We start from the raw sequence: 26,137 nt of genomic DNA on the forward strand, positions 1-26,137 counted from the left end.
TCTTCTTGCCGCCTTCGGGCGGCTTTTTCATTTAGGAGGTGATCTGCTCTGGCTGCTACTCGTCTGATCGCACTGCATCAGCACAAAGGAAAATCTATCGCCGCCTGCCTGAAAGACCGCACTGATTATGCGCAGAATCCCGACAAGACTGAAAAAGGCGAACTTGTCAGCAGCTATCAATGCAGCCCGCTTACTGTGGACGAGGAGTTCATGCTCACAAAAAAGCTGTACGAGCAGGCCACCGGGCGCAGCCAAAAAAGTAACATTATCGCCTATCAGATACGGCAATCTTTCCGACCTGGTGAAATTACGGCTGAAGAAGCAAACCGCATCGGTTATGAGTTGGCCTCCCGGTTTCTGAAAGGCAAACACGCTTTTATCGTTGCAACGCATACCGATCGGGAACACATTCACAATCACATTATCTATAACTCGACCACTCTGGACGGCACAAGAAAATTCCGGGATTTTTTCTTTTCCGGTCTGGCAGTGCAGCGGTTGAGCGACCTGATTTGTCTGGAGCATCAGCTGTCAGTCATTGAAAAGAAGCCTTACCGGGAACGGCAGAAGCGCATCACTTACCCACCAAAGGAGAGCAACCGCGACCGGCTGTGCAGTGTAATCGACGAGATTTTGCAGCAGAAGCCCACCGACTACGAAGATTTTCTGCAAAAGCTGGAACAGCAGGGCTATGAAATCAAACGCGGCAAATACACTTCCGTTAAAGGCGCACGGCAGAAACGCTTTATCCGGTTAAAGACACTGGGTGCCGGGTACAGCGAGGATGAAATCAAAGCAGTCATTGCCGGAAAAGCCGAACACCGCCCACATCAGAAGCAACCTCCCAAAGAGCAGCCGTTCCAGTTGCTGGTTGACATTCAAGCAAAACTTGCCGAGGGCAAAGGTGGCGGCTACGAACGCTGGGCGAAGAAGTACAACTTGAAAGAGATGTCCAAAACGCTGATTTTTTTGCAGGAGCAGAAAATCGGCAGTGCGGATGACCTGAAAGAGCGTGCTGATGCTGCACTTTCTCGCTATCACAAACTGGGCGATTCCATCAAGGCCGCCGAGAAGCGTATGGCAGAAATCGCCGTCCTCCGGGCGCACATCGTCAACTATGCCAAGACCCGGCCTGTATACGATGCTTACCGCAAATCCGGGTACAGCTCCAAATTTTTGGAAGCGCACCGGGAAGAAGTCACGCTGCATAAGACGGCGAAAGCCGCTTTCAATGAATCCGGCCTGAAAAAGCTGCCCAAAGTGAAAGACCTGAATGCAGAGTATTCGGCTTTGCTCACCAAGAAAAAAGCACTCTACCCAGAGTACCGAAAGACACTGGATGAGATGCAGGAAATCGTAAAAGCACAGAAGAATGTGGAACTGTTCTTTGCGGAGGAAAAGGACTCCAAGCAAGTCGAGCAGATCCGATAAAACAGTCCCTGAGAACTTTGCCGCTTATCCGGCAGGGTTCTCAGGGTCTTTTTTGCTTATTGCTCAGTCTATACTTGGAACGGCTTTTCCGGCAGTTTCAATTTGTTTGGCAACCATATTTTCCAATTCCCCCGTAATCGTTGCACAATTTGCAACACGATAATTCCAGAAGTAAGAAACGCCTTCACACTCCTCAACGGACAAATCGCTGTTGACCAAAAGCAGTCGGTCGGAGGTTACTTTCAGCTTTTCGCACAGAGCAGCATATTTTCCATAATCAATGCTTCGGCTGGACGATTTGGCTTCCACCCAGAAGAATTTTCCGTTGATGGAAAACGCAACATCCAGTTCATGCGTGCTCCCTGCGGATGCCGCTTCTGAAAGAATCACATTGGAGCAAAGCGAAACTTCTGCGCCCTGCTCCTCCTGATAGCGATTCAAAATCTGCTGAACCTGATGCTCCACAAAAAGTTCCAGCCACTTCCCGCTCAGGAAATGCCGGACAGTCTCATTTTGCGCAAGCTCATAGACGATATTCTGCGGATAGATCACAATGGATGCAAAAAGTCCCATTTTATCCCACGTCTGAGCGATTTCCGAAAGTGTGGCAAACGAATTCTTGGAAGTACCCTTTGGGATACGAAACGAAAAAGAGCCGTCACTCTGCATATGTGTCCGAATAAACTGCAAGAAATCCACCACTACCGGGTCGCAAAGAGCTTCGCCTGTTTTCCATGCCATCCGCTGAACGGCAATCGGCGGAAGTTTTTTCGGTACGACCTGCTGAACGATTCTATACCCACAGCGTTCCAGATGCTCCAATGCGGTCAAAGGCTTCGGAGGGATTTTTTCTTTAACTTCGGACTTTTCTGCACCGGATGTATTCTCAGTCAGATAGTTAAACTTCCATCCGTATTCCCAAGCAGGCGAACGGGTCAACACACCAACTGCATGAAATCCGCTGTCCGGTTCCTCCATCGGAAATGTGATTTTGTTCTTTTGGATATTGATTTGGAGCGTTTTATTTTTCAGCGCTATCTGATAAGCGTCAAGAAGGAATTCCTTTCCCTTATATGTCAGCTCACTGGAACTATTTGCAGAAAGGCCAGCATTTTTTGCCAAAGAGAGAAGCAGACAGGTCGCTTTGGGCAGCTCAAGGATATGCTCCATCTGCGCAGTGTCCGGAATCACTTCCGCATTTGCGTTATCGGGCTGCGGCAATTCGTCTGCCGGAGTCTCCTTTGCTGGTGCAGAAACTTCGGGTGTCATTTTTGAAGCAGCCTCAGATTTTCCAGACTTGGGCAAAGGTTTCGGCTCCGTATAGACCTCAGCAATAAATAATTCATAGGAATCGATGCACGAAAGTTTTCCTGCCGCTGCAAGTCCCACATAAATCGCAGCCGCCCGTGAGGAATCGCCATAATACTTTTTAGAATCCGCTGCGGCAGCAATATCAGAAAAAGCATTATATCTGCTCAGCGGCTCCGCCTTTTCCGGGAACTGCTTCAACGCACGGCAGTAGAGCCACTCAAAGAACGAATCCATGTACGGCTCTGTCGGATACTCGTTTCCTTCCAGAGAGTAACGTAGCAGCTCTCCACTGGTTCGCAGCCGAGTGTCCTTATGGACTTTGGGTGGCTCACAGGTCAGAAGGTCAGCGAATGGCCCACCATGTTCAAACACTTTGGTGGCTTCAAAAACCGTGCTGATGGGTACATCCTGCGCAACAGAATCCAGATGCAGCAAAAGCCGCAGAGAAGAAACAGCTTCACCCTCCGGCTGAACGGATGCAGAGCTGACTTCCAGAATCGAAACATCAGGGTCTGTTGTATGGACGGCATCATGGACGGCACGGATATTCTGCCGCTTGCTGCCTTTTATCCATGTGAATGTCACCGGCTGTTCTCTGCAATAGGGATAGCCGGATATGGGAAAACAAATGGTTCGTGTTGCCATGAACACCTCCAACTTTTTAGGACAAACAAGTTTATGTAAATCAAGTATAGCACAATCCCGGATGTGCTGCATAGCACTATTTTCTGCTTCCGGGAATCCATCTGTGCAAAAAGTGCCGATACCACAGGCATCGGCACTCAGATTAAAAAGCATTTTTCAAAAATGTGCAGCCTGCATCCACTGGATGCAGAACACAAGGGGTTTGGGCACAGCCCAACAAGCATTTTGAATTTGATTTTTAGAAATCGGATTCAAAAATTGCAAGTTGGTACCAGCTTGCACTGCTTGCCACAACAATGCGTCCTTTTTGTCCGCAATTTGTAATTTTCAGATTGGAGAAAAACGCCATGGCAAAGACGAAGGCTGAAGAAAAAGCTCTCAACCTTGATTAGATTTTGTTTAACTGCCGGGATTATCTGCGCGCTGCGCGCAACTCCGGCTCGTTCTTTGAAAAGCGTGATATCCCCCGCAGTACAGCCCCGAAGTTCTCAAAAAGGTCATGGAACAGGTAGAGAACTTTGAGGAGAACAATTAAGCATTTTCTCGTTTTAACGTGGGATTAGATTGCTGTAGACCTTAATACAAAAAGATAGATAATGAAAATCTGGTGTCTGCTGGTACCAAAAAGCAGTTTGGCATCCTGAAAGACCTGATGAACCGCTCCGACGTGGATATCATCGTCAATGCCTGTGAAGCCCACCTCCACATTCCCATGGCCGATTTCGTAGTCTATGTAGTTGTAGCGGCTCCGGTCAAACCAGATCTGATAGGTCAGCCCGTTTTTCATTTTCTTTTTGAAGTCGCCCTTTTTCAGACGCTTCCAGCCCTTTTCCTCCAGGCCCAGGCCGTTCCACAGGTAGTCCAGAAGTTCCTGAATTATATCTGCCGGCCGTTTTTGTTCCACGGTCTCCACCCCCTGACGAATTCTCTTTAATAGTCAAGCAGGATAGGCACCTGCTGCTCCTCGGCAAACCGCATGGCCCGCCAGAACACGGAGAAGGCAAACTTGGCCAAGGATTGGGTGTCATACTGGGTGTGTTCCGGGATGTCTGCCTTGCTGTACTGTCCATCTGAGTCTACGGTTCCGTCTACCGGGTATCCCTCCGTGTCTGCCCAACCAAGGATAGTGTCCTCATCGGCCTGCCATGCCAGCTGGTTCAGCTTTTCCAGCTCCTTCCGCAGTCCGCCCAAGGTGGCGATCATCGTCTGATCATCGGTGGGCAGAGGGCCTTGGAATAGAAAGCTGTCGGTGAGGGGAAGCCACCAAGTCGCGCCCCGAAGCAGGGACCACACCCGCTCCTCGTCCGATGCAAGGCGGGCAATCAGGGGATGCTCCCCGAAGTCCCAGTCCTTCTCCACGGTGAGAGGCACCGGTTCCTCGTATGTATGACAGGCGGCCACCAGCAGCATAGCGCCAAAGGCATCCCAATCCGGCTTATCGGTGTAATAGGGCCGCTCGTTGTCCTCCGGCCATGGAGTGTAGTGCGGCTGGTTCGGCTGGGAAATGGCGGCTAAGATCTGATCCCGCCAGTCCTCCACTGCCGCCTGGATCTCAGCCGGGGACAGCTCCTCCTCGTTGTCGGCGGGTTCTCCATCCGGGGTGATCCGGTTAAAGGTGTATCCGTTTTCCTCCGCCCACTGCTGAACAACAGTTTTCCAGTTGTGAGAATAGTACCGGGTCAGCGGCCCGGCGTAAATATCAAGTCCCATAGCAATGTCTCCTTTTCTGTTATGCAGTCATTCTTTTGCTGGAGCGAACATCTGGTCAATCTTCTCCAGATCGTATTCCAAAATCCAGTCATGAAATTGATGATAGAGAGGCAATAGCAGCTTCTGTGAGCCGCCCAGCACATCCAGCCCACGGTCATCGTACAAATGGTAGAGGAACGGCCCCGGCCCAGCCAGATAGACGCTGGACACAAAGCCGTTCCAGCCGCCGATGTCCCCCAGAATGATTTCCCGAAGAAGCAGCTCTGGTTGAAAGCTGATCTTGCTGAGATCCCAGTAAAACTGCACTTGTGCATGGGTATCCCCATCTTCATCCTGCTCTGTGGCCGAAAGTTGTTCATCGGGAACTGGGAGGCCCACTCGCTGCCGGATAACGGTCAGCAGGGACTCGGCGGGTTCTTCATCGGGATACCCGTCGATCCGCAGAAGGTCCGGCACCGCCGGAAGTGCCCGATAGATCGCGGCGGCTCGGTCCAGCGCCCCCTGAACATAAGCGGGGTTGGTTTTCAGCTTCGCCGCACGCCTATCCAGATAGATTGGTTCCTCCCCGCCGATCTTAAAACGAATGCCCACCGGTGCATGGTAGAACAGAGGGTGTTCCAGCCCAGCCATGCCCAGATCATGTAAAATGTGTTCAAACCGCTTTGCCAGCATGGTATCCCTCCGTTCTCATGTCATTTCATACAGCAGAGCAGCATCGCCCTGCACCAGTTCCAGATGGGAGCGCAGCGTATTAAGCCCGCTTTGCACCGCCTCGGTGGGCAGATCCCAGTCCGGGGCAATTTCAGCGGCCAGCTCCGGGAGATCCTGCTCCCGCAGAGCTGCCAGCAGTTGAGACGCCAGCTCTCCCTCCAGCAGAGCGCAGTCCAGGGTGTCTTCCGTCTGGGGAGCAGGAAAACGGACATCCAGATCCAGTTCGCTCTCACACCAGTCCCAGATGGCCATATAGACCGCGCCGGAGCAGTCACCGTCGGACAACTCCTGCCGCTGGTTATTTTTTATCAGATAAAAGGACGCGATCTGTGACATGGTGGTTCCTCCTAAATGTTATTCGCTTCCATCAGCCCTTCGGCCTGCAACCGGATCACATAGAAAGCCCGCACCCAGTCCAGTTCCTGCTCCATGGAGTCCTCCAAAGCCAGCAGGCGGCGCTTGCCAAGCCTGCGATCCAGAAGGGCAAAGATACGGACAAGGGGATTCTCGCTGACAAGGCTTTTCTCGATGCTCTGGTTGTCAAAGATCCCAAACGCCTCATAGAACACCTTTTGGTCAAAGGTGCCCTGCTCCAGCGCATAGGCATGAGCCTGATTGATGGCCTCTTTTGCGGAGTCGTGATCTTTCAGCGTGGTGGAGCGCAAGTGATGAAATTTCGTCCACACATTTTCAAAATAGGTGTAGTAGTTGCTCCGCAGCACTTCCACGCCGTCCACACGAATGGCGGCCCGGCCCTCATGGTCGGCGCTTTTGCTGTAACTGGTGGCAAAATACTGGATGTGGCCCCGGAGTGCCGGGCACAGGTAGTCATTCTCCAATTTGTTCCGGATTCCACTCCAAGTGGATACTCTACTGTTTGACATAGGTGTTGTTTCCTTTCTGCTGATTCCTACTGCTTTTGGAGATACTCCCGGAAGCATTCGATGAACTCCCGATTCCGCTTAGGGACATCGAACCCCTTCCGATGGGGGAAGAACCCCTCCTGTTCCACATCGTCCAGCAGCTTGGGCAGATTGGAAAACCGGGCAAAGAATGGTAGTGCATAGTCCTGGATCTGCCCGGAAATTTCCTGGATAGAGCGTTCCCGCTCCAGCAGAGTAGATACCTCATAGCGGGGGAAGTCATCATACCGGTGGGTCAGCCGGGCGATGGAGGTACCCACGATACCATCATAGGTTTCCTCCGTCCCTTCCTGCTCACTGCGCCACTGGGCAATCACCGGGGAACTCACATCGAAGAAGGCAGTAAAAGTGGTGGAGCCAAAGCGGATGGAGGGGGAAAAGTAAAAGGAGAACACAAAGATGCCGTCTTTTTTGTAGATGTCATTTTTGCTCTTGCGGTATTTGTAGCCCAGCGGGTTCAAAGGCTCCGCGATCCGCTCACAGGTATAGACGAAGATCTCACGGGGCTTGGTTCCCTTGGGAAAATCCTTCTTCTCCATGTTGCCACCTCAATCAAAATCCATCCAGACCAGGTGTTTTCCGCAGTGGAGGCACTGGAACAGATAGCATTGCAGATGCCCGCCATTGACGGATTCCCGGATCATTCCCTTCTGCTCCTCGTCCCACATGGGGTCGTCCAGCACCTCCTCCAGCACACCCAGTGCCCGCAGTTCTCTGGCGCCCACATAGCCCCAAAAGGCGCAGTAATCGCCACAGTGGGCCCGCCAGTATTCCTGCTGCCAGCCGGAGTAGCCGGGAGTACGGTGGATCAGCTCGTCCAGCTTCTCCGGATCGTCTACGCCATCGTCCACAGAGAAATCATCTTGAAAGCTGCCGTCATATTTCCGGGCCGCCTCGCCGCTGGCGATACACGCCGGGCACAGATATGCAATATCCTCCACGGAAAAGAACGGATTGGTATAGAAAATATGGGTCGTCTTGCCACAGCAGTCGCAGACAACGCCGTCTGCGGATTCCTCAAAAGCCCCAGTTTCCAGAGGGTTTGGGTGATACCGGAAGGCGGGCAGGCCCAGCTGGGCCTGCCGTTCCTTTTCTTTCTGCTTTTCCTCCGGCGTTTTGGGCTTGGGGAGGGCATAATGATTGCCCCAGTTTTCCGCATAGTCCTTCAGCGTGCCCAGCCGCTTGAGGGTCTTTTTATCGGAACGATTTCCAATTTGGCAAAGCAGCTCGTAGGCGTCCTTCTTAAAGTCCAGCAGGTCATATACATCCACCAGCACTTCTTTGGCCTGCTGATCCTCACTCTGCTCAAGTTCTTCCTTGAAGGTATATAGAGCGCGGACACTGTCCGGACCTTCATTGGTCGCAACAAACTGTTTTTTTAGTTCGATATAGGTTTTCTGATATTCTGTCATTGGTCGCACCTCCCATCAATCCCACCAGAAATACCAGACGGTGGACTGCCACAGGACATCTGCCAAGGAGCCAATGCTTCCATCCTCATTCTGATCCAGATCTGGGCAGAAACCATATTGCTCCACAGCCACCTCCATAGCTCTTTCCTTGGAGATCGGAGTTGGAAGTTCAAACTCCAATTCATCGTGGCTCATGGCGGCAGGGATGGCACCATGTTGCTCGAACCAGTATTTCGCCACTGCCATCAGGTCCGGTGTGTCGGGACACTCATTCCAATTTCCAAAGGGCAGGTAGGCGAAGATCTCCCAGGGGTCCTTTACCGGAATTTTAGCCAGAATGAGCGGATATGTCATTCCGGTATCATCGTTCCAATAGTTTGCGAAGCGGTCGTTGGGTTCTCCGCCCTCCATCTCGCCCAGGACTTCCTCCTCCCAGTCCAGATCATCGTCCTCGGCTTCTTCCTTGCGCTGGCCGGTCAATTCCTCCAAAACCGCCTTTCCGTCCTTGATGGGAGCGGAGAGCATCTTCTTCCGGTACTCCTCTACCGTTTTGAGGTCAAATTCATAGCAGTCCGCATCATGCTCCGGGTCGGCGTTCATTACCAGACATTCCAACAGCGTTTCATCATCCGCCTGGATAAGTACGGGAACAAAGCCCTCCCGTACCCCCAGCCGCTGGGCGTAGCTGTATGCCGACATGATGGGGTCATCATCTGCCATGGATGGGAAATAGGTACACTCGCAGTCCAGATACTCCATGATGGCCTGAGCAACCTCGGAAGGCTCCAGCGTGTCCTCGTCGAAGTCCTGTCCCTGCCAGTTTTCAAAGCGTTCCTCAATCACTTGAGCCATGGTCTGATAGTATTTCTCATCAAATGGGATGAATAAGTATGCCTCCTGTTGAAATTCATTGGAGTGGTATCGGGACGGACCAAAATATTTCAGGGCATAGTCATCAATGTCGGCAGGATAGTAGGGGCTGTCGCCCTCTCCGTAGTAATAGCCTGCAAAGGCACGGCCTTGCTGATTGAACAGCACAGAGAACAGACAGCCGTCCAGCTCATCCCGGATAAACTCCCTCAGATCCACATTGGCAGGATCAGCTTTGACCTGTTTGGTCACTTCGCTGTATTCTTTCAAGAAGTCCTCGCCCATCAGGTCGTTCTCCATACACCAGCGCAGGTAGATGGCCATGTGGTTATAAGCATTGATGGGGTCAATAGGCAGTTCCTTCTCCTCAATGCTCTCGATATGATAGGAAGCATCGTCCATCTCACCGTCAAAATCATCATTGGAAAGGGTGCCACGGGTGATAGCATCCTGACGATCAGGCTCCACCACAAAGCTGATGCCGTTCATTTTGCCCAGCAGGGCGTCCGCGTCATGGGCCAGCTTATATTCCAATTCATCCCGGTAGAGAGGAATCACCTGATAGAAGTTGACCTCCTCGCCGCCCGGCAGAGTGCAGACCTCGCTGCCATCTTCGGTATCCTGGGGACCAGTCAGAATGGCGGCGCACAGCTTTGTGTCCTTTGCAAAATCCTCCTCATTGTCCATGGTATGGCCGAAGCCCAGCCAGGTATCGCTGGCAATGGGAAGGCGGGCCAAGGATTTCAGCAGGCGGATGGGCCAGTACCACTTTTCGTCTTTCATGGACTCCTGATCCAGCTTCCAGTCCGCAGGCAGGGCAATGGCCAGCTCCGCCCGCTCCAGCTTATATTCCGCCAGTTCCTCCGGCACATTCATCCGGTGAGCGCCCATGCCCATGGTGACCAGGGTGCAGTAGTCCCGCTCCTCAGAGGGCGGCACCACGCAGATGTCCACATGGATGTCGGGAGAAACCAGCTCATGGAACACATTCTCGAACTTGCCGAAATACTGCTCAATGTGCCCCTCGACGGCTTCCATCTCCTCCTCGGTGTAGACTTCGGGATTACTGAATTCTTCCTCATCCTGCGTGTCATCATTGTCTGAGTGGTCGCAGCTGTCATCCTCCGGATCTCCCTTTATAGGCTCGTAACCGATCTTCAGGGTCATCTGTTCCTCCGGCAGGGAGACGCCGGGGCTGCGGGTGATGGTGTGCTTATCGTCCGCAGAAAAACCGATGGTCTCGCCGTCTTGCAGTGTCACATCACACGCCAGCACATAGGAGGCAAGGCTGGCCAAAAAGTCCCGCAGTTCCTCCGGCTCAGCGTCGGTGTTCAACACCTCCATTTCCTCCTTGCCAAACACATCCATGCCGTAGGTGTAGCCGTTTAGGCCCCCCTCGCTCCGGTACAGGCCGAACCAAACCCAGTTGAAGATGGGCAGTTCGTCCTCTTTGAGCATATCGGCAAGGCCCTCATAGAAACGAGGCTCAAATACCACGCCGCTGGTGTAGACACCGGTGGCATATTTCTGCTTGCAGCACACTGCCATCGCCTTAGTGAACAGCTTACCCCGTTCCAGCAGTTTTTCCTCCTCGCCCAACACAGCCACCATGATATGGGCCTTGTGCGCTTTGGCCACCTCTACGGCCTCTGGCCACATATAGTTGTTTTCGGCGTTGATCTCTGCTTCATTGTCCGGGATGTGACCGTGGAATAGTGTCACGATCAGCATCATATTGCCGACCCGCATTACCACAGCGTCATCGCTGTTCTCAACATCTTCGTCGCCCTCATCCGGCTCCTCATCTACGATACCCCATTCTTCCCGCAGATCTCGAATCAACTGCTCCTTGTCCCACTCTGCTTTGGAGAGGAGCACAGATCCGGCAAAGGAACCCTTATGGTCGGTTTCCTCCTCGTCGGCGTCATCCTCAAGACCCTCTGCATCTTCATCCGGATCATAGAGGGATTCATGCTCCAGTCCGCGGATAAATTCCTCAAAGCTATCTGCCAGATGGGTAATTTTATAGTCATTTTCCTGATCCACATGGACTACCGCAGGCTCTCCCTGGGGACCGCAAGCCCGGTAGTCCAGGAAAATCATATCGTGTCCGGCGCTTGGACAGTCGCAGATGGCCACACCGATGGCAGGATACTCCCACTCATCGATCATAAACTGGCTGCCCAGCTCTCCACAGAGGGAGCAGCTCTTTTCCCGTCCGATTCCGAAAATGCCGGTGATGGCCACATGATCATCTGACCAACAGGTAGGCTCATCGCAGGGATAGCAGGTGTTCACCGGAATGCCGCCGTTGTGCTGCTTCATCAGCCAGATGTAGGCGGCGGGCAGCTTGTAGCCCAGTTCCTCCTCCACGCTGGCAATCAGCTCATCGGAAGGCGGATCACTGACATATTCTTTCAGTGCATACCAATTATCATCCCAGAAGTTGGTGAGGTCGAAGCCCTCAAATGGGGTATCACCGGGCACGAATTTGGCCTTCTTCTTCCGGCTGCGCTGGCGTTTCCGGATCTCCGCCTTACACTCCCGAATTACCGCCGGAGCATTTTCATCCTCCGGGTCCAGCTCCGCCCACCGCTCGGCGTAGGGAATGGCCTTTTCCTCCTGGCCGTAGAGATACTGATAGCCATAGGCCATCCGCATATTCCACTGGGCCTTGTTCTGGCCTTCCTCCCGGACGGACTCCAGCACCTCAATGGCCCTCAGAAGGGCTTTGTCTCCCTTGGATTTCAAAGTACCTTCGTCATGGTCCCCGATGATGGCGTAGTTCTCCAGTGCACGGGCCAGGGCGTAGGCGGTGCGGTAGTTCCTCCAGTTCTCCGGGATGGCATTCAGTGCCTGGATACAGCGGGTGTACTCATCCTCGTCGTTCCACTGCTCCAGCTGAGCGAAGAATGCTTCGGCGTTCTGTTGGGTGTAAGGAATATAGTCCATGCCCGTCAGCGTTTCGTCCAACTCGTCATCCTGATTCTCAGTTTCTGTCCCATCATCTTGTTGCTTTAGGGATACAGAACCGGCTTCACGGCGGAAGGTGTGGAAGATGGCCCATGGGATGTCCGTGCCTTCAAAGAACTCTTTCGCCATGTTCAGCGCCTCTTGGATGTCCCAGGCGATGAAGTCCACATAGCCACAGTAGAGGCCGGTAGCCCCGCCGGTGAGAGTGAGCACTTCCGAACCATCCCCGCCGGTGAGCACTTCCTCCAGTTTGTCCCGGAAGTCGAAAATTTTCTGACTGCCTTCCTCCTCCCGCAGGGTATCCAGGGGATAGCAGAAGAAGCCCGCCACCGCGCCGTCGGCATGGGGATCGTCCATAAAATCATTGTCGGCATTCAGATAGCCGTTGATGAGCGGCACACAGCAGGTGGAACCGGCCATTACATCCAGCCGCCAATCGGCGTCCGGGTCCTGTTTGGGTTCCATTTTGTAACCAAGGTAGCTCTCCAGATAGGCTTCCGGGTCGGTGGAGAGCTCCAGGCCCTGCTCCCGCAGTTTGTCGGGCAGCTGGGACAGGAGGAAGGACGGCTCTGCCTTGGGTTCCTCCAGCACATCAAAGCTGTCTATGTATCTCATGTGGGAGATCTCGCCCAGCACTTGGTCGGTGAGGGTAGTGAGCATCCACCAGGCCCGGCCTTCTTCCTCCCGGAGCATAGGCAGCAGCTTTTCGCAGTAGGCGGAGATGGCGAAGCTGTTTTCACCCTGCTCCTCCAGCCAGATCTGCACATCCTCCCCGGAGATGTCCCAGCCATCCTCAGTACGCAGGCCGATGTTCTGGAGAGGCTGACGGCCCACAAGGATATTCCAGTGCTCCAGCACCTCCTTGGGGGCGTGCTTCTGGAAGTAGACCAGCTCAAACAGTTTGACCTTATCCCCCTCCGGGGTGAGGATCAGCTCATGCTTTTCGCCGTTGAAGCCCATCTCGAAGGAAATCTCGTCAAAAACCAAATTCAGGGTTTCCTCCATTTGGGCCACGATCTCCGCACCGCGGGTGTGATCTTTGTCCTCGTCCATCATCTGGCGCAGCTCTGCTTCCATCTCGGCAAAGGTTTCCCACCAGTTCTCTGTCCGTTCCCGGAAGCACTCCCAGAACTGCGGCAGAGAAATACCCTTTTTGCACGAGTCAATTAGTTCCTCCATGTCCTGTCGGGTGTTGAGCTTAGGATCATCACCTGGATGCAGTTCCAGAGCTTTTTCAAAATGCCGCAGAGCGCGGCCCTCCTGATCCAGATAATAATAGGCATACCCCATACGGAAATTCCAGGAATAAGTATCTCCCAGTTCCTCCTCATGGGACTGCATCAGTTCCAGTGCCTGGTGAAGCAGCTTCCTTCCCTCCGGCTCGCTGGAGTCCGCCAGATTGTTGTAGGCGCGGGCCAGCTCCATATCCATTTCCGGGGTACGCTCCTCGGCAGAGATTGCCTCCAGTGCGTCAACGATTTTCTGGTGTTTGTCCTCCTCATGCCACTTCTGGCACTGCTTCAAAATATCCATATCAGGGTCCTCCTCGTCCTCATCTGGTTTCCAGTCTTTGATCTGCTGGAACACGCCATTTTCATCCCGCTCAAAGGCGCAGGGAGCGGGGGTGTTCAGCAAAGGGATGATGTCGGGATCGTCATTGCAGATCGTGTTCAGCTTGTAGATCCCGGCGTTGTTAGGGTCGTCCATGTACTCGTCGCTCTCATCACCGGCGGTAAAGCGCCAGCCGCTGTCCCAGCCGCCGTCCGGCTCCTCCCTGTAGCAGTAGCCCACCTTGCGGCCCTCTACTGTGATGCGGTTGGTGGCGATGCAGCCATCGGCACCCTTCCAGTCAGGGAGCAGAGATTTCACATCCTCCGCTTTCACATGGTAGTCCCGGTTGCGGCCAGCGGCCTCGTACAGTTCCTTCCGCAGCGCCTCCACATCCCGAGCCATCTCCTGGATCTCCTCGTTGTCCATCATCTCACTGAGGTCATATTCCAGCGGATTCTGGGCAAAATCCGCCAGGGACTTGTTCATGGCGTCGTGTTCCTCTGGCGTGGCGGTGATGCGAATGCGGCGGGCAGGGGTGTTGTACTCGTCCAGATCCTGAAGGTTTACACTGCCGCTGACGCTGCACTCCAGCAGGATGGCGGCCAGATCAGTGACCACATCAATGGCGAAGTGGAAGTCCATCTCCACGCCATCGGAGTGTGTAAACTCCAGATACTCCACGGTCTGGCGGAAGTCCCAGTTTTGTTTGTCCAGCCCAATCTTGGCAAATATCTCGCTGAGGGGGATCTCCTCTTTCTTCTGGTCTTCCAAAAATGCCACAAGGTTCAGACTGTCATCGGAACCGCCAATAAAGTTGCCCCAGTATTTTTTGATATACATTTGTCGTGCCTCCTGTTCTGAATCCAGTCGATCAATGAGCTGATTCAAGTGTTCCAACCACGCAGGAGCGATCTCACCGCTGTCCTCGTTCTTCCAAAGATCCACAATCTCACGGATGCCGTCCTCGTCCGGCACCTCGTTTTTGATGTCGGTGAGCTGCCGCAGCAGGAAAGCAAGGGCTTCTTTGGATGCTGTGAAACCGGTGACTTTATCCCATATAGCTTCTTCATGATCGTAGTCCAGTTTGCTGTTATCCTTCCATTGGAAATACAGCTCCGCCAGAGCCATCGCAGTATTGTCAAAGAGGAAGTCGATTTGTGAGAAGTCAGATCCCAGCATGACTTCCTCTTTCATCAGTTCGATCATCTCGCCCAGATCCATTACCGGATGCTCCGGTACATATTCATTTTTGAGGATGTCCAGTACATCCAGCCCTTCGTCACGCTCTAATGCTTTTATGCCCCATGCTCCCATGTCGGCACCTCTCTTTCTTTATTTCGTATCAAGCTTCTATTGTCAATCATGGTTCTCCACCCGGATAATGGGCCGGTAGAAGTCATAATCTCCGTTTAGTTCCTTGTCCTCCTGCACTTCCGGCTTACAGTGGGGCGAACAGGGTAGGAAACCGAGAAATGGGCCCAGCCCGCCGCAGATATTGCACCCGCCGTCACCGCCGCAGGTGGTAAGTCTATCAGCCTGCACCACTTCCCGCATATAGGGATCGTAGGCGATGGACAGGCCGAAGAAGTTGGGTTCCTCCATATCATAGGGTCGGTTCTCATCCTCATCCATGTCCTCAAACCAGCGCAGACGCATGGAGTAGTCTAACCCATCTCCCCATGGGAACAGGGTCCGACATCCGCCGCCGCACAGGTAGGCCCACTCGTCCGCTGTGGGCAGCGAAAGTCCCTGCTTTTCCAGCCCGGCAAGAAGCGCATCGTAGTCTGTGCAGTGATAAATCCAGGTCTGAAATCCATCTTCTGTCCGTTCTATGCGGGCCGACTGATGCAAGGTAAGACTGCTGCTGTCACTCCAAGCAAAATCACGGAATTCCTTCAGCCAGTCAGGGTGGGCAGTCAGCCTAGGATCGTCCATCTTGACCGGCTCCCAGCACAGTTCCTCCAGCTCCCGGCCCACCAGCATGGGGCCAATGACCGCCTGCCGAACGGGAGCCATGCTTTCCCGGATCATCTCCTCCGGGTTCTGCGGTTCCATTTCCCATTCCCGGAACAGATACTCCAATTCCTCCCGGCTCTCCTGATTCAGTCCCACGGCAAACTGCTCCCAGCCCAGGGTGACGGTATCGCCGGGAACAAAGACAAACTTCCGGCCATCTTTTTCGAATATGCCGGTGGTGCTGCTCTGGCCCCAGCGGTCAAAAGTATGTAGATCAAGAAAGGTCATATTATAACGAGCAGCCAGGCTTTCCATCAGTGTCTGCTTCTCGGTGGTGTCCATTTGATTGAATTGGGGACGGGACAGTTTTTCGTTCATAGCAAGTCCTCCTACAGCCTATCCAGATTCTCCTGCAAATCGCCCTGCATCAAGTGCTGGGCAATGGCTTGGTTCAGTGCCTTATGGGGGTGATAGGCTGCCTGCTCTACATCGTGCAGGCACTCCTCCATCAATGCCTCCGGAGAAATGCCTTCCCGTTTGCCATAAAGATGGCCGAAGGCATAGCACACGGACTTGAGAAAGCCGAAAATATAGTCGTGATTTCCACGCATACTGGGCAGGTCGTTGAACGAGCCCATACCTCCGTATGCCCGAAGATGGTGGGCAACCTCCCGCTGCTGGTTCCAGTCCTGAATGTCCCGCTCCAGCCAGCCGATCCAGTTTTTGAATTCCGGGTGGTCTGTCTGTAAAATCGACCGCAGACAGATCAGAGCCTCAGTATAAATATCTGTCTGTTTCATCAGATTCCTCCCAACTATTTTCCGAAATGCTCCAGATACAACTCCCGCACGGAATAGGGGCCTACAAGGTCCGTTTCCTGCCGGCCATCCCAGGAATACACATGAATTTTGCCCTCGTCCCCAATGTACTGCTGCTCCTCAAAGGCTGCTGGAAAGGGAAAGCTCTCTACCATGCTCCAGTCGATCCTGGGTTTCAGCTCATCAAACTCCTCGCGCTTGAGCCTTTTGAAGTTAAACACCAGTGCAGCACCAATCCCATCGAACAGCAAGTCTGCGTATTCTCTGGGGGTGATGCTCTCGCTTACATTGGCAGCGTCAACATTGACATCCAGAACTTTGTTGCCGCAGTTTGTCCAGATTTTATCAGGAGAGAACCAAGTGGTGCGATACTCAGTGTCTGCAAAATTCTCACGGGGATACCATCCGTTTGCGCTGTCCGGCTTGACGCCTTCCAGAAGCGGCCCATTATACGGGGAAAGCGGATAATATCGGTGCCGCACCGGATCAAATCGGTGAAAAGAAATTTTCAGCAGATACCTATGCTTTTCGCTGCGCATGAGCTTATGGGGCTTCACGATATGTTCTTCGATCAAACTCCAAATGTACTCATCCACACGGATGGATACACGAGGGCGACTGAATAATGTGATTTTGTAGTGATCCTCTCTGTCCATTCTCTCCGTATTGAACCAAATACGATGAATTTTAACCATAGTTATCCCCTCGCATGATTTCTGCAAACGACACTTCTGTTTCAGCCTAAAAAAGCAGTTCACCGAAAAACAGCCTGAGAGTCACGGCAGATAATGTTTCAAGCTGTGGCTTGCTGAGAGGAGTGTAGTGAAGGACAATTTCTCCATACAACTCCGTGTTGATGTGGTGTTCTTCCAGATACCGCAGAACCTTTCGGTTGTTCCGCATGATATTTAGACGAAACCTGGTATTATCAAGGGCATATTCAAAACAGTCCGGGTCAATCAACTGACCATTGGCTGGATCATTCATTTCCAAGCGGAGTGCTTCCGCGCCGGTCTTGCGGGAGAGTGTAAAGTAACCATCCTCCAGTTCAAAGGACAGGCAGGACAGCCCTTCATCATTGTCCAGCTCCCAAGTCATTCTTTTTGCAAATAATTCCATTGGCTTACCTCATATCAACGCTATCATACTCAGCCCTCATAACTACTCCAAGGTCATTTCACAAAGAACCAGCTTGTCTTTCTCATCGCTGAGAAATGCCCGATTTCCCCATACATCCAGCACATGGAAGGAAGCGTATCCACGGGGCATGGCAAGGTCGATCAGCACCAAATCCGAAAGGCACAGCACCTTTTGTTTACCCTTCCAGTCATCATTCTTAAAAATGGGAGATAGGATCAGGCAAGTCCTGTCACCGGAGAATTTTCCGCGCATCCCATGTTTTCCGGGCAGGCGGCTTAAATTATCTTTACCCCACAGTTTCTTTTTGAATAGTCCGTTTTCCTCCAGTTCCAGATACCAATAGTAGCCCATGAGAGAAAGACCCGCCGGATTGATAGTGCTGCTTTCCAAAAAGGCATAAAACTGTCCATTCTGTTCCAGTATGGAGCCAATCATAGGATAGTTGTAGTGAAAGTCTGCCTGGGCAAAATTGCCGCCAGCTCGCTCTACCGCCGCCAAATGGGTCTGTCGGGTTCCTGCTTTGCTGTATACACAAGAGCCGCTTTCTGCCCAGTGTGCAGTTATGGCTTCAAAGTCTACCGTCAGGCTGGTAAAACTGTTGGTCGCATCAGCGGAGTTGTCCACTCGGCACACAATAGGGAAAACGCTATGGCTTCCGGTGACTGCCACCGGCTTGGGAATACCCTGGGCACACCAGTTATCCATGGGGATCGGAATCCACTCTCCATCCATCTGCGGCATCCACCAAAGGGATTTACTGGCTGGGCAAACCAACAGTATTCCTCTGTCGCATGAGAGCAAGACAGGAACTTCCCAAACATCTTGCTGCTCTTTCGGCTCTGGGCTGGGAATCCACCTGGAAACTTCGCCTTTGACCCACAAAACGCCGCTGCACTTTTGCAAGAGATGATAGGTCCAAAACACAATTTCATCCTCGCTGCGGGCTACCATACCCTTGCATCCAGTCGGGCTGTATTTGAAGGAAGTTCCCGTCAGTTCAAATTCCTCGAACTCCCAGTTCTTTATCACTTTTAGTTTCTCTTTCATACTTTCACCTCACAGCAAGTCTACCTTGATACTGCACCGTTCCAGAACCGGCAGCACCTGTTCTGGCTTGGAGGACATGAGAGTAATATGTTTGAGATTGGGGAACTGGCGCAGTTCCGCCTCAGTAACGGTATTAAGATCAAAGGCTCCATCCTCGCCATCCCAGAACGGACAGAGCTGGGTATAAATCTCGCTGCCGCCATCCATCTCGATTTCTGTGACCTCCGGTGCCAGCCGCTCCGGGACAGGGTATTTCTCCAGCCACTTCCGAATCTCTGGGATGGGTTCATACCCTTCCGTGTCAATGTCGATTTTGCGTCGGCTATACTCTCTGGCAAACTCATGGGCATCCAGTTTAGGAGCCAGTAAGCCTTTCTCGTACATCAGGACTTCCATGACCGCCAGCTTGAAGTTGAAGCTGGTAAAGGTGAGCACTGGTTCAGTCGGCTTGGATAACTTGTATTTCTGTGCTTTCGCCGCCTTTTGCTCTGGCTCTTTCCAGCTGATCTGCACCATGGCGGAGAGGGCCTCCAGCTTTGCTTTCTGCGCTGACTGCTCCTCTGAAACAGGACCCGGCAAGCGGGTATAGACGGTAAAGCCGCCTAATTTGAGGGTATGGGCAAATCCGGCGAAATCCTTCCAGCTGGCCTCTCGGTAGTCCTTGGACCCGATCCAAACCGCTCCGTCAAATGTCTGCCGGACCGCATACTCTCCCTGTGCCGCTACCCGGACACCAATGGCTTTGATGGTCTGCTCATCTTCGTCCAACCAGCCCTGTAGTCCAAGCTCGTCCCACAAAGCAAGTGCCTGGGTATAGGGACTCTCTCGGCCAGTCATGGGGCTTTTCCGTGTTCCATTTTGCAGGACAATGTGGGCAGGCCCCAACTTTTCCGCCAGCTGCGACAGGGTAAACGGCGGCGTAAATACCGACCCCAGGATGGTCAGGCTGTCTTTTTTGAGAATGATTTTTCGCTCTGTGGCCTTGGGCGGTAGGAAGATGGGCAGATTTGGGTATACTTCTTTGTACTCCCGCCATTCCAGCTTTTTGGGCTTGTTTGCCGTCCGAAGGAAGCCCCAGAAGTCGATGGGATAACGGAACACCGGCCCAACCCTGTCCCGCCGGGTAACGATGACCACCGTGCCATCGGTGAGTATTCCAATGTGCTGCATTTTCTCCCCGCCGAACATTCCCGGACGGATACGCAGCACTTCACAGGTGTTCCTATTGATGAGCTGAGCAAAGTCATCGGAGAGGATTTCGCCGTTTCCCTGCACCAGCAGCCAGTCCCCGGTAAACCAGCGAAGTTTCAGCCCCTCGCCCATTCCGGGCAGGGGGGCGATGCGGCACCGCCCGGTGTCCATGTCCAGTTCCAGCAGGCATTCTTCCATCCGCCCCTTGCCACTGACTGCGTGGATCATGGTAATGCGGCCTGTGCCGGGAACGGGAACGGCCTCGGAGAGATGGTCGTATCCGTCCAGAGAGAAGGTGTGTTTTGTTACCTTGCCGTTTTCCCAGCGGTAAATCTGCCCCTTGTACCACTCGTTGGAAAAGTAGACCCGGCCCAGCCCGTCTGTCACGATGCCACAATGGTATTTGGTGCTCCATCCATCTTCCGGCAGGGGCCAGTTTTTCACATCCTGACAGGTGCCCCGGTCGGTGAGTTCAATCCGTGTGGCGTTGGTGGGATCGCCCACCCAGAGGGAATGGTCAGCCCAGCACAGGGTCCGGGGCGGACCGTCATATCCAATGGGGGACGGCTCGAACCAGTTGAGGGTAGCCGGATTCTTGCTCAGTAATGCCCGCCCAATAGTCCCGCTGCCAGCGGCTCTGGACGCGGCATAGAGTCCATTTTCTGCGGAATAAGTGAGGCACCCAAGGTGCGACAAACTGTGGGCGCGGGTCACCTGGGGCGGACGCTGGCGCAGATCGGCCACACAGCCGTTTTTCCATTCTTCTGCATCCTGGTTTTTCCATTCGCCCGCCGCAAAATCACCCGCCAGGGAGTTGAAGAAATAATCGTACTCATCCTGAAGTATGTATTCCTCGCAGGGCATCAGCTTCCCAGGGTCCTGCTCCTTGGCATGGTCGCCCCATTTTCGCCCTTGCTGTTTCATCAGGTGGCAATATTGCCCCTGCTTTTTGCAGTAGCGTTCCCATTCGCTGCGTTCTTCCTCTGGGATCAAGGCAAACAGATACTCGTCCTCATCATCCAGGTTATACAGCGCCCAGCCGAAGGCAGACAGCTCCTGCCCCAATGCCGCCGCCCCTTTTTCATGGGATAGCTTCATATACTGAACGCCAACGGCATCAAAGCGTTCATCCAGCAGCGCCGGGACCTGCGCGCCCCATTTTTCTCGCAGTTCCGCCAGAGTGTCCTGTACGGCTCCGTCAAATTTCAAAATGTCCAAGGCATCAGATATGATTTGTGCCCAGTCTGGCATAAAAGTACCCCCTCTTTTTGAGGATTTCAAAGTTTATTATCCAGTGCTTAAACAGTTTTCATGGCAACGGAATCAATCGTGCATTTTTTTAGTTCTCGCTCAATCAAGGCAAAAATATCTGAAAAGCACTCAATCTCATCCTGGTACTCATATTTCGCATACAATTTCCCGTACTCGGAGATCCAGACCTCCGCCGGGTAGTAGTAGCCAATATGACCGATAGGCTGGCATTTTTCACCGGCAGCCTGTTCGATCTCTGCCAGTTCACAGCCGGACATATCCCGGAAATAGGCGTCCTCCAAATGGTTTTTGATCCCATTGACTAGGTAAGGGAATAAAGCAAACTCAAAGTCAGCTGCCCATTTCAGCTTTTTCTGTGCCAAGTACCACTCGCAGCACAGGCCGAAATATTTGCGATAAAACCGCTGGGTGGTCTTCATCATCGGGACGCCATGATCGGCGTAATACTGCTCCGCAATGGAGATGTCCACACTGCGGCCTTCGTACCACCCGGCGTACTCCATCAGCTGCTTAACCTTGCTGCCCAGATCGCCAGAGATAGGGATGCGTTCTTTGATCATGGTAGTATCCTCCTGTTTTTCGTCACCACAGCCGATCGATCTGGGTATATATCTTATTCGGTTCTCTGTCCGTAAAACTGGTCAATGCGTCGGTGGGTTCTGCAAGCGGCATCACATTCAAAATATCCAGTACATAATACCAGACCCCAGTGTCCCAGTCTCGGAACCGCCCATTGCAGACAGCTCGACCATAATCACCAGGAATCAAATCCAGTGCCAGCTCATTGAGAGGCTGTTTCTGCCCGGTCTTATCGTAGGTATATCGCTCCGGTATCGCCCCGATGTGCCAATCATTGCGGTAACGCACATGGATTCCGGGCTCCTGCTGAATCAGTTCGAAAGGGTGAAGCCGTATTGTGCCATTCGGCTTCCATTCCATCAGCCTACGACAGTCCCTATCGATCTGAAATCCATCGGGCCTCTGTATGATAGATGCAAAGTGAGTAGGCAGACCAAAAGGATAATAGGAGAAGAAGTCTTTCGGCAGACGCATGGCTCTGGGATACTGGTTCCGCTGTGCGGCCGCATTTCCGCCCCGGCAGTCTTTATACCATTGCAGGCGGATCTGCTGAACCAGAAGTGTGGGCAGATGCTCCAACTGATGCTTATTCTGTTTCATCGCCATACCTCCTTCCTTGATAGATCCCTCCAATGGTCTTCCATGTTTCAGGCATTTACAACTCTGCTGCAAACTCATAGGAAACCGCAATGATGTTGTAAACATCATCGTATGTAAACAGCCGGTAGTGCCGATAGATGCCTTTGTCAAAGTCCTCCCGCACTGGCAGAGACTTCAGCCAGGTGCTGTCCTCAATTAAATCGAAGGAACTGCCATCCAGATACTCCGTCCCAGCCATATTTTCATAGGTGTCCAATTCACAGGTAAAATAGGCCAGCACCTGCCGGAAGGTGAGTGTATAGGGAAACCAGTCTTTTTCGTCCCTGCACTGGGAGATTAGATGGCCATTGATGTCCCCCGTAAAGGTCAGATTGTTCAGAGCATCCTGTTTCACCTGATCCAGATAGATGCAGTCCCGTCCCTTCAAAACACCTAAGCAGGTATTAACAGCAGTCGCTTTTTCCATAGACAACTCCTATCCCTCAATGTTGGCAGTTTTGAGGCCCTTTTTCAAGGAGCCGTAGACCGTCACCGCATGGTCGGTAAACATCTCGTCGCAGTCAAACCAGGCGGTGAAGCTGCCGCCGGAGGTGACGGACAGGCTGGTCATGCTGATCCGCCGGGCCAGTTCTTCCTCTGTGATGGGGTCGGTTTCCGGGTCACGGGGATTTTCTTCATCCTGGGAGAGCCAGTTGTTGGCCAGCTCGGTCAGGTTCTTTGCCGCAAGCTCCCGCATGGCCCTGTCCCAGGTTTCGCAGTCGGCCAGCAGCTTCTTGGCGGCACTGCGGGCGCGGGTCCAGGAGGGCTTGCTCTCGGCATTGACCTCCAGAGAAAGGCTTACACCCTTTCCGCACCACTGGATTTCGCCCTCGAAGGTATCATAGTCCTTGTCCAGCGTCAGTTCTCCCAGCATCTCGTCCTGGAGCACCACAGGCTTGTGGTACTCGTCCAGAACGGCCTGAAGTTCCGGGCAGTCCTCATGGGCCTTGACCACCTGGGAGATGCACCAGGGCCACGCCACCAGATCCTTTGCCCATTCTTCCTTCATTCGGCGGATCTTCAGGCGGCAGATCTGCTCCTTGCCAAAGCATCCCCAGCCCTTTTCGCTGTTACGCTCCTCATCGCTGACCGGCCAATCCAGCCGCTCCTCTTTGGTGCTGACCTTGCCGGTGTCACAGAACACCATACCCAGTGTCACAACGGTCATTTCCCAAAAGTTGCCTTTCCAGTTAAATCCGCCCCCAATGCAGCGATTGATCAGAGCGACCACTTCCTGCTCCTCGGGCTCGTACATCTCATAGAATTCTTCAAACATGGGTGTGATCTCCTTTACAGCAGTTCCCGCACTGCGGCAGCAGGCTGGGCAAACTCCGCCGGGACTTGCTCCAATACATCCTGGTAGGCTTTCACCGCTTGCCAGGAGTAGTAATAGAAGCTGTAGAACAGGTCATCGGGGAAGACCTCGTCCTCCTCGTAGCGCATCTCATCTTCTTCCTCGTCGTATTCCTCCGACCACAGATATTCTTCCTTCAGCAAATCGGAGAACAGCGGAAGCGCCTCGGCGTGTTCCATCTCATCCCCACCGTGGAAGCACTGGAGGATGCAGGCAAAGAAGTCCAGCAGTTCCCCGGCCAGGAAATGGGCCACGGGGTTCTGCCCGCTCTCTGCGAGGGCTTTCTCCAGAATCCGGTTCAGGAACACCATGCCGAAGGGGGTAGCGTGCCACAGGGTACTCTGGTGCTCCATGTTGGTGGTGAGCTCATAGAGGGACTTTTTGACTGTCTCTATATCCTCCATCTGCTCCAGCACCGCCAGATGCGCGGGAAAGTCCGTCCCCCGGCCATAGGCGGTGGTGAGCCGGTGCCACGGGACATCCGTGACCTTGAGATGGGTGATATAGGTTCTGTTTTCTTCTGTCATGTTGCCGCCTCCTTATTCTGCTGTTTGGCTGCGGTACTCCTTCTCCAGAGCGATGTACCACCGTTGCAGCATGGTTTCCAGACTGGTTTTTCCTTTCCGATCATAAAAAGCAAGGAACTTGTCCAGCAGCGCAGGAAACAAATTCTTACCGATATTTGTCAGATCCTGATTGAGATAGACCATCCGCAGGATACGGCCCTGCCGGTCCAGAGGGTTCTTTTTCAGCAGTTCCTTTTCAAAGCAGAAGCGCAGAAACACCACATTCTCGTCGTAGAAGTCCTCCACCACAGCCGCGCCAATGCTGGTGTATGTGATGTCGTACACCAACCGGCTCCAGTCAAATTTCTCGGCATAGAGCAGTTTCAGCGCCTTCTCCCAATGTTCCTCCGGGATCACCAGCATCCTGTGCTGGGCGGTGCTGGAGTAGCCGCAGTAGACGGGTTCCGGCTGTCCCAGCAGCTCACTCACGCTGTCGGCGTAGACGAAGCACAGCTCCTCATCGAACAGGCCGCCGATGAAGTTGCCATTGCAGTACAGCATATAATTCTTGGACTTGGCTGGAGAATAAGAGAGGCTGTATTCCTGCGAATCCAGGCTTTTATGTACTTTATTTAGAAAGTCTATGGATGTCATGGCTTTACTCCTCAAACTCACCCTCGATCATCCCGTTCAGATACCGGCCGGGATCTGCGATGAAGTCATCCCATTTGGCCAGAGAGTGGAATTCCTCATGCTCGATGTCCAGATACCACAGCTTTTTGTCCCTGGGGCTCCACAGCAGCAGGTAGTCGCTGTAATTGTCCATGGCCGCCATGAGGGAGAGCAGCTTCTTCCGTTTCCAGGTCATCTCCTGCACATCCATGTAGGCGTACAGCTCCGCCCATTTCACCCATTCCTGCTCCGGGAATTCCAAACGCAGGGGGCCGGTTTTCAAGTATTCCACCAGCTTGGCAGGCAGCTTGTAGGGCATAAGCTGCCGGACCTTTTCTTGTTCGTTGTGCCAGTCCTCCGGCTCCAGCGCCTTCAGGTAGTCGGCCATCTCTTGATTCTTGTTTTGAACTGCCACACTGTAAGGCCGGTCGCCGTATTTGTCAACAAGGGTGATATTCGCTCCCTGTTCCACCAGCCAGCGCACCATGGAGAAATTGTTGGAGCGGGCGGCCTCGGTGACAGGGGTGGAGGCGTAAGGGAACACCATGTCCGGCTTGTGGTAATTGATGTCTGCCCCTTTTTCCAGAAGCAGTCGGGCAAGTTTGGCATTGCCCTCGGACACAGCGGCCCGGAATGCCTCGCCGCCAAACTTATCCACTGTGATCCCAGCCTGCTCCAGCACCGGGATATTCTCCGGGCGCTTGCCCCAGCGTACTTCCTGAAAGGCCCGCTCTTTCTGCTTCAGGCTGAGTTTTGCAGCCTGTCCAGCAAAGAGCGCCACCACCTCCGGCCCACAACAGCGGGCAGCGGTAAGCAGCAGGGGCTGTTCCTCTGCCAGACCGGGATCAGCTCCATGCCCCAGTAGGAAGTGAATCATGGGCACATCATTCCGAAAAACCGCGATCTCCAGTGGTGTGAGTTTGATATACTCGCTGAGCTGAATGGGGTCATCTAAATCCAGACCGCCCTGGAGCAGTACCTCCAGCTTGGAAGTGTCATAGTCACAAATGGCGGCAGCCGTTTCCGGGAGGGTCTCCCAGCGGCCAATATATGCAATTTGGTACATAAGGCACCTACTTTCGTTGTTGTTTCACTTTATAGGGAACGGTTCGGCCCAGCACCCGGCCCTTGCCAACGGCATTGGCTCCCTCATAGATCAAAAATTCCGCATTGTTTTCCAGCGGGGCATAGTCAATGGTATCTGGATATAGGGGTTGGGCATTTCCCAAAGCTGGTGTATCAAATGTACACTCGGTTCCGTCCAGAAAGCATACACCCAAATATTCTGTAGTTCCTGTGACCACAAAATGGGGACAATACTTTCCGCTGACCAGGCTGGGTGGTATTTTTCGTTTGCCGCTCCAGAAGATGACCTCCACATGGAGCACCGCCCGGTTTTCATCTGTCCCGATCACGCTGTCGCCCT

At 53.2% G+C, this 26,137-nt stretch carries 23 protein-coding genes and 1 pseudogene; 1 reads left to right on the forward strand and 23 read right to left on the reverse strand.

Annotated features, from left to right (window positions below):
• The first annotated feature begins 48 nt into the window (after window positions 1-48).
• Window positions 49-1,431 (forward strand): relaxase/mobilization nuclease domain-containing protein, encoded by a 1,383-nt coding sequence (locus DWY95_RS10935; RefSeq protein ID WP_118553530.1) that lies wholly within the window; start codon window positions 49-51, stop codon window positions 1,429-1,431.
• A gap of 63 nt (window positions 1,432-1,494) precedes the next feature.
• Here the strand turns inward: DWY95_RS10935 and DWY95_RS10940 are convergent, their stop codons facing one another.
• The 23 genes and pseudogenes from DWY95_RS10940 to DWY95_RS11055 form a co-directional block, all read right to left on the reverse strand.
• The gene (locus tag DWY95_RS10940) at window positions 1,495-3,387 is read right to left on the reverse strand and encodes a hypothetical protein (RefSeq protein WP_199665510.1); all 1,893 of its coding nucleotides are present in this window, start codon (window positions 3,385-3,387) and stop codon (window positions 1,495-1,497) included.
• A 688-nt stretch (window positions 3,388-4,075) separates the two neighbouring features.
• Window positions 4,076-4,291: pseudogene (locus DWY95_RS10950) on the reverse strand (spondin); the annotation flags it as partial.
• Window positions 4,292-4,317: 26 nt separating this feature from the next.
• The gene (locus DWY95_RS10955; protein ID WP_006059615.1) at window positions 4,318-5,097 is read right to left on the reverse strand and encodes a hypothetical protein; all 780 of its coding nucleotides are present in this window, start codon (window positions 5,095-5,097) and stop codon (window positions 4,318-4,320) included.
• A gap of 27 nt (window positions 5,098-5,124) precedes the next feature.
• Window positions 5,125-5,769 carry a DUF3885 domain-containing protein gene (locus tag DWY95_RS10960; protein ID WP_008723402.1) on the reverse strand — a complete coding sequence of 215 codons (645 nt, stop codon included), beginning with the start codon at window positions 5,767-5,769 and terminating at the stop codon, window positions 5,125-5,127.
• Between the two features lie 15 nt (window positions 5,770-5,784).
• Window positions 5,785-6,144, reverse strand: coding sequence for a hypothetical protein (locus DWY95_RS10965; RefSeq protein WP_006059613.1), 360 nt, complete (start codon window positions 6,142-6,144; stop codon window positions 5,785-5,787).
• Between the two features lie 11 nt (window positions 6,145-6,155).
• On the reverse strand, window positions 6,156-6,692 hold the full coding sequence (locus DWY95_RS10970) for a hypothetical protein (protein WP_006059612.1): 537 nt from the start codon (window positions 6,690-6,692) through the stop codon (window positions 6,156-6,158).
• A 26-nt stretch (window positions 6,693-6,718) separates the two neighbouring features.
• Window positions 6,719-7,270: a DUF4304 domain-containing protein gene (locus DWY95_RS10975; RefSeq protein ID WP_006059611.1), complete on the reverse strand. Its 552-nt coding sequence runs from the start codon at window positions 7,268-7,270 to the stop codon at window positions 6,719-6,721.
• Window positions 7,271-7,279: 9 nt separating this feature from the next.
• Window positions 7,280-8,143 (reverse strand): CbrC family protein, encoded by an 864-nt coding sequence (locus tag DWY95_RS10980; protein WP_117948556.1) that lies wholly within the window; start codon window positions 8,141-8,143, stop codon window positions 7,280-7,282.
• A gap of 15 nt (window positions 8,144-8,158) precedes the next feature.
• Window positions 8,159-14,851 (reverse strand): DUF2185 domain-containing protein, encoded by a 6,693-nt coding sequence (locus DWY95_RS10985; protein WP_118553532.1) that lies wholly within the window; start codon window positions 14,849-14,851, stop codon window positions 8,159-8,161.
• Window positions 14,852-14,893: 42 nt separating this feature from the next.
• Entirely contained in the window at window positions 14,894-15,871 is a 978-nt protein-coding gene (locus tag DWY95_RS10990; protein WP_118553533.1) for a hypothetical protein, read from the reverse strand.
• A gap of 11 nt (window positions 15,872-15,882) precedes the next feature.
• Window positions 15,883-16,293 carry a hypothetical protein gene (locus DWY95_RS10995; RefSeq protein WP_117529870.1) on the reverse strand — a complete coding sequence of 137 codons (411 nt, stop codon included), beginning with the start codon at window positions 16,291-16,293 and terminating at the stop codon, window positions 15,883-15,885.
• A 14-nt stretch (window positions 16,294-16,307) separates the two neighbouring features.
• On the reverse strand, window positions 16,308-17,006 hold the full coding sequence (locus DWY95_RS11000) for a hypothetical protein (protein WP_118553534.1): 699 nt from the start codon (window positions 17,004-17,006) through the stop codon (window positions 16,308-16,310).
• Window positions 17,007-17,052: 46 nt separating this feature from the next.
• A complete protein-coding gene (locus tag DWY95_RS11005; RefSeq protein WP_118553535.1) occupies window positions 17,053-17,430 on the reverse strand; it encodes a hypothetical protein in 378 nt (125 codons plus the stop codon).
• Between the two features lie 42 nt (window positions 17,431-17,472).
• Window positions 17,473-18,498, reverse strand: a complete 1,026-nt coding sequence (locus tag DWY95_RS11010; RefSeq protein ID WP_118553536.1) for a hypothetical protein — start codon at window positions 18,496-18,498, stop codon at window positions 17,473-17,475.
• Between the two features lie 9 nt (window positions 18,499-18,507).
• Window positions 18,508-20,940 carry a hypothetical protein gene (locus DWY95_RS11015; protein WP_118553537.1) on the reverse strand — a complete coding sequence of 811 codons (2,433 nt, stop codon included), beginning with the start codon at window positions 20,938-20,940 and terminating at the stop codon, window positions 18,508-18,510.
• A gap of 47 nt (window positions 20,941-20,987) precedes the next feature.
• Window positions 20,988-21,521 carry an SUKH-3 domain-containing protein gene (locus DWY95_RS11020; RefSeq protein ID WP_118553538.1) on the reverse strand — a complete coding sequence of 178 codons (534 nt, stop codon included), beginning with the start codon at window positions 21,519-21,521 and terminating at the stop codon, window positions 20,988-20,990.
• A 22-nt stretch (window positions 21,522-21,543) separates the two neighbouring features.
• Window positions 21,544-22,146, reverse strand: coding sequence for a hypothetical protein (locus tag DWY95_RS11025; protein ID WP_118553539.1), 603 nt, complete (start codon window positions 22,144-22,146; stop codon window positions 21,544-21,546).
• A 49-nt stretch (window positions 22,147-22,195) separates the two neighbouring features.
• Window positions 22,196-22,606, reverse strand: coding sequence for a hypothetical protein (locus tag DWY95_RS11030; RefSeq protein WP_006773016.1), 411 nt, complete (start codon window positions 22,604-22,606; stop codon window positions 22,196-22,198).
• A 9-nt stretch (window positions 22,607-22,615) separates the two neighbouring features.
• The gene (locus tag DWY95_RS11035; protein WP_118553540.1) at window positions 22,616-23,455 is read right to left on the reverse strand and encodes a DUF2262 domain-containing protein; all 840 of its coding nucleotides are present in this window, start codon (window positions 23,453-23,455) and stop codon (window positions 22,616-22,618) included.
• A gap of 14 nt (window positions 23,456-23,469) precedes the next feature.
• The gene (locus tag DWY95_RS11040) at window positions 23,470-24,060 is read right to left on the reverse strand and encodes a hypothetical protein (protein WP_025543787.1); all 591 of its coding nucleotides are present in this window, start codon (window positions 24,058-24,060) and stop codon (window positions 23,470-23,472) included.
• A gap of 12 nt (window positions 24,061-24,072) precedes the next feature.
• Window positions 24,073-24,693 carry a hypothetical protein gene (locus DWY95_RS11045; RefSeq protein WP_025543788.1) on the reverse strand — a complete coding sequence of 207 codons (621 nt, stop codon included), beginning with the start codon at window positions 24,691-24,693 and terminating at the stop codon, window positions 24,073-24,075.
• Between the two features lie 4 nt (window positions 24,694-24,697).
• Window positions 24,698-25,777 carry an ankyrin repeat domain-containing protein gene (locus DWY95_RS11050; RefSeq protein ID WP_118553541.1) on the reverse strand — a complete coding sequence of 360 codons (1,080 nt, stop codon included), beginning with the start codon at window positions 25,775-25,777 and terminating at the stop codon, window positions 24,698-24,700.
• Window positions 25,778-25,784: 7 nt separating this feature from the next.
• Complete coding sequence (locus DWY95_RS11055; protein ID WP_006773019.1) at window positions 25,785-26,126, reverse strand: hypothetical protein; 342 nt, start codon at window positions 26,124-26,126, stop codon at window positions 25,785-25,787.
• Window positions 26,127-26,137: the final 11 nt, after the last annotated feature.

Source organism: Faecalibacterium sp. AF28-13AC (assembly GCF_003478405.1).
Taxonomy (GTDB): Bacteria; Bacillota; Clostridia; order Oscillospirales; family Ruminococcaceae; genus Faecalibacterium; species Faecalibacterium prausnitzii_E.